Origin of the sequence: Eggerthella sp. (assembly GCF_048329335.1) — a bacterium.
Classification (GTDB): domain Bacteria; phylum Actinomycetota; class Coriobacteriia; order Coriobacteriales; family Eggerthellaceae; genus Eggerthella; species Eggerthella lenta.
Genome location: NZ_DBFEGU010000247.1, coordinates 1 through 4,524 on the forward strand (window position 1 = coordinate 1; position 4,524 = coordinate 4,524).

At 65.5% G+C, this 4,524-nt stretch carries 3 protein-coding genes and 1 pseudogene; all 4 read right to left on the reverse strand.

Annotated features, from left to right (window positions below):
• Positions 1–966 (reverse strand): annotated as a pseudogene (locus ACMO6A_RS07995) (hypothetical protein); the annotation flags it as partial.
• Between the two features lie 451 nt (positions 967–1,417).
• Positions 1,418–1,981 carry a holo-ACP synthase gene (gene acpS, locus ACMO6A_RS08000; RefSeq protein WP_021409925.1) on the reverse strand — a complete coding sequence of 188 codons (564 nt, stop codon included), beginning with the start codon at positions 1,979–1,981 and terminating at the stop codon, positions 1,418–1,420.
• 197 nt (positions 1,982–2,178) lie between these two features.
• On the reverse strand, positions 2,179–4,008 hold the full coding sequence (glmS, locus tag ACMO6A_RS08005; RefSeq protein ID WP_015761009.1) for a glutamine--fructose-6-phosphate transaminase (isomerizing): 1,830 nt from the start codon (positions 4,006–4,008) through the stop codon (positions 2,179–2,181).
• 110 nt (positions 4,009–4,118) lie between these two features.
• Positions 4,119–4,524: hypothetical protein (locus tag ACMO6A_RS08010; protein ID WP_418471054.1), on the reverse strand; the 406-nt coding region annotated here is incomplete at its 5' end.

Sequence of the window (4,524 nt, forward strand, 5' to 3'; positions counted from 1 at the left end):
ACCGGCGATGGCATCGGCATTCACCTGCGCCACGGGCGTATCGCCCAGCTTCAGCGAGAAATCGGCTTTCAACAGGTTGTTCGCCTCATCGGCCGCCTTCGCCAGACGCTCATCGTCGGACAGCAGCGTGGGCTGCTGCAACGCATCCTCGGACAGCGTCGCGCTCGACCCCATCGCAGCGACGGCCGCGTTCACCGTCTCGGCCACCTTATCGGCATCGAGCGCAGTGCCGACGGTCTCGGCGCGCACGACGAACCGAGAGCCGCCGCTGTCGTAGTCGAGCCCGGCGTTGCGCGGCGCTTCGGCCTGCTCGTTGAACGCCTCGACGGCCTTCCGCACGGCTTCGTCCAGCTTGCCGTTCGAAGTGACCAGCTTGTCGGTTTCGTCGTGCACGACGAATACCTCGACCGGCCAGGCCCACGGGCTGGCATCGGCGTGCATGGCATCCGTCACGCTGCTGCTGTTGACGGCCGTGCCCATGTCAGAAGAGGTGAGCGTCAGCGAGAACCTCTCACCCGACACGCTCAGCTGGTAGCTTTTCGCCACGTCGGTCAACAGATCTTGAACCTCGGCGGTGGTTTTCAACGACACGTCCTTGCCCATGATCGTGGTGTTGGGCATAAAGCGGTCCATGAACACGAGCGCGCCCGCCAGGTAGACGATCGCGATCACGGCGACGAGCGCGCCGCCCGCAATGAGCCCGGCCTTCTTCGCGAACGGAGGCTTCCGGTTCGACGACCCTTGTCGGCCACCGCCCGGCGACTCCGGGCGCCCGCCGTGAACCGGCCCCGGTCGGCCGCCCCGCGACGCGGGCACGAACGACGCGTAGCTTTCCGGCGCGCCGTCGGCGAAGGGAGGGTCGATCGAGTCGATGCGCCGCGTTCGCTGCGGTGCCGGGCGCGGCGCTGGCTGCGGCGCCGGTTGCTGCGCTTCGTGCTTGCCGCGCGTTTCGTGTTCTGGCGTCAACGTGCGCCTCCTCGCTTGCCAATGGCTCGTTCGAACCAAACTAGAAGGTTCGCCGATGGAATTCAATCCTTTCACTCAACAAAATAAAGAATCGGTTCAGACGCTCGACGAAGGGAGCGGCGAGACGAGACCGAGAGCGACATGTGCGCTTTTTCACCTAGCGTCGGCCGCCGTGCGGCTGGACGAGCTTGTCCGTATGCTCTAGCAGCGAACGCGAGGCGGGATGGCAGAGATCGCGCGCTATGCACGATTCTAGAAGCTTGTTGTCAGAGACAAAAAAGGGAAAGCCCAGGTCGAAGTACATGGCGCTGACGAAAAATCATGCATAGCGTTGAATCTCTTCCATGCAGGGGAAGGACGAGGCACCTCGACGAGGAGGGCTCACCCGTGCGACCCGCGAATGCAGGCGCGCCGCGCGAACTCTCGAAACGGCGCGCCTCGCGCGGGACGATCAGTTTGCCGGATCCTCGGAGGCCTTCTTCGGCGCGTCCATCTCGTCCAGCAGGCTACGAGCTTCCTTGAACTGCTTCGCCAGCTCCTCCATAGGGTTCACGCGCTCCTCTTGGGCGCGGACCGACTCCTCCGTGATGGCGAGCGCGCAGGCCACGGCGTCGGTGTGCGTGTACGAAAGCGACAGCGGCAGCTCGCGCACGCTCTGCTCGTCGGCTACCTCCTTAGCGCGCCCATGCAGCACCACGAAGGGGCGACCCTTCGCGTTGCGGCGCACTTCCACGTCGTGGTTGGCGATGCCGCGCGAGAACCCGGTGCCCAGCGCCTTCAGCACGGCCTCCTTCGCGGCGAAGCGCGTAGCGTAATGCACCTCGGGGTTCGCCGTGGACTCGCAGTAGGAGCGTTCCTCCTCGGAGAACACCTTCTCGCGAAAGCTGGGCGTGCGCTCCAAGATGCGGCGCATGCGGGCAATTTCCACGATGTCCACGCCAAGTCCCACCGCGCCCTCGACGCCCTCGAACGCCGCCGAAGCCGCCTCCGTCACGCTCTTCTCGCTCTCACTCACAACAATCCCCAATCACCCATATTCCAAAAACCGGTTTAAAGACTCAGCATCCAACCTGGCGATTCACCGACAGAGTACCGGCCCCTGCGGAGCGAATCCGCACGGCGGCGTCCACCAAGCGAGTTCCGCAGCGCAGCGAGGACTGTCCGAGCGACTGGACGTCGCCGTGCGGATTCGCGGTCCCACAGGTCCCCCCGTTACTCCACCGTCACCGATTTCGCCAGGTTGCGGGGCTGGTCCACGTCGCAGCCGCGCTCGACGGCGATGGCGCGCGCGAACAGCTGCAGCGGCACGCTGGCCGTGATGGCGCTGAACGCGTCGCGCACCTTCGGGATGTAGATGACATGGTCGGCATGGTGTCGAATGTCTTCATCCCCCTCGGTGGCGATGGCCACCACCATGGCGCCGCGCGCCTTCGCCTCCTGCAGGTTCGACACCAGCTTGTCGTACACGGGGCTCTTCGTGGCCACCGCGATGACCGGGAAGCCCTCGTCGATGAGCGCGATGGGGCCGTGCTTCATCTCGCCGGCCGGATAGGCCTCGGCGTGCAGGTAGCTGATCTCCTTGAGCTTGAGCGCGCCCTCGTAGCTGATGGCGGCGCCCATGCCGCGGCCCACGAACAGCGCGCTCGACGCGTCCTTGCACGCGCGCGCCGCCTCATTGATGGACGAGGAATCGGCCAGGATGCGCTCCACCTGCTCGGCCGTGTCGGCCAGCTCGTGGAACAGCAGGCGCACCTGGTTCGTCTTGAGCTTGCCCTTCACCTGGGCAAGCAGCATGGCGAGCAGCGTGAGCGACACCACCTGGCCCAGGAACGACTTGGTGGAGGCCACCGCGATCTCCTTGTTGGCCTTCGTGTAGATGACGCCGTCGCTCTCGCGCGCCACGGGCGAGCCCACCACGTTCGTGATGCCGAACACCTTCGCGCCCTTTACGCGCGCGTCGCGGATGGCGGCCAGCGTGTCGGCCGTCTCGCCCGACTGCGACACGGCCACCACCAGGGTGGACGGCGTGATGATGGGGTTACGGTAGCGGAATTCGCTGGCCACCTCCACTTCCGTGGGGATGCGCGCCCAACCCTCGATGAGGTTCTTCGCGATGAGGCCCGCATGATACGACGTGCCGCAGGCGATGACGTACACGCGGTCGATAAGGTTGAGCTCCTCCAGCGTGAGGTCCAGCTCGTCGATGGACAGCGCGCCGTTCACCAGGCGCCCCGCCAGCGTGTCGCGGATCACGCGCGGCTGCTCGTGGATCTCCTTCAACATGAAGTCGGGGTAGCCGCCCTTCTCGGCCACATCGAGATCCCAGTCGACGTGCGTCACCTCGGGCTCGTACGCCTCGCCGCGCACGTTGTAGAACGTGACGGCATTCGGCGTGAGCTTCGCCATATCGCCGTCGGCGAGCACCACCACGTCGCGCGTGTCGTCGATCATGGCGATGATATCGGAGGCCACGTGCGCGCCGTCCTCGGCCAGCCCCACCACGAGCGGCGAGTCCTTGCGCGCGGCCACGAGGGTGCCGGGCTCCTGGTCGCTGATAGCCGCAATGGCATAGGCGCCGATCAGGCGGTCGGCAGCCTCGCGCACGGCCTGCAAGAGGTCGTTGCTTTCGCGCAGGTTCTCCTCCACGAGGTGCGCGATGACCTCGGTGTCGGTCTGGCTCGTGAACGTATGGCCGCGGCCTTCCAGCTCTTCGCGCAGCTCGGCGAAGTTCTCGATGATGCCGTTATGCACGACGGCTACGCTGCCGTCGCAGGAGGTATGCGGATGCGCGTTCGCCTCGCTGGGGCGGCCATGCGTGGCCCAGCGCGTGTGGCCGATGCCGCAGGTGCCGGTCAGCTCGAGGGGCTCGACGAGCTGCGCGAGGCCGCTCACCTTCCCCTTGCAGTGCACGACTTCCAGCTTGCCGTCCTGCTCGACGGCGATGCCGGCAGAGTCATAGCCGCGGTATTCGAGTCGCGACAGACCTTCGATCAGGATGTCCTTGACGGGGCGCGTTCCGGTGTATCCGACGATTCCGCACATGATTAGCTCCTTTGTGCTCGGGTTCGCCGATAGTGTAGCGCACCGATTCCGCATGCGCGAATGCATGTCGGCCGAAGTCGCGCATCCGCTCAATAAACGCATCTTTCTCGTCAACGACGGAATCGGCGGCGCATGTTCGACAAGCCGGCCTCCGCGTCCTTCGACCCCTTGGCCAGTTTCGCAAGGACGAGCAGGAGATTGAGCGGGTACATCAGAACGAGGATTTTCCAAACAAGCCCCGTCCCAACCGTGCAGACCAGCCCGAACGTCGTCGATGATACGATCAAAGCCGAAAGCGCCGCCATAGCCTCCGAACCCGGCGACGCGGCCGATTTCGATCGGAAACGAGCCGTCGCATACCAGAACAGGCACGCGAGCATGCCGGCGCCCACGAACGTGCGCCCAGCCGTCGACACCGTTTCCATGCGAGACGAATCCGTCAGACACGCCGCGCACAGCAGCCCGAACGCCCCAGCGACGATCGTTGCCGTCTCCATGCGCCCGCTGGCCGCCATC

Coding starts and splice junctions, on each gene's coding strand:
- glmS (WP_015761009.1), bottom strand. CDS start 4,008: ATGTGCGGAATCGTCGGATACACCGGAACGCGCCCCGTCAAGGACATC.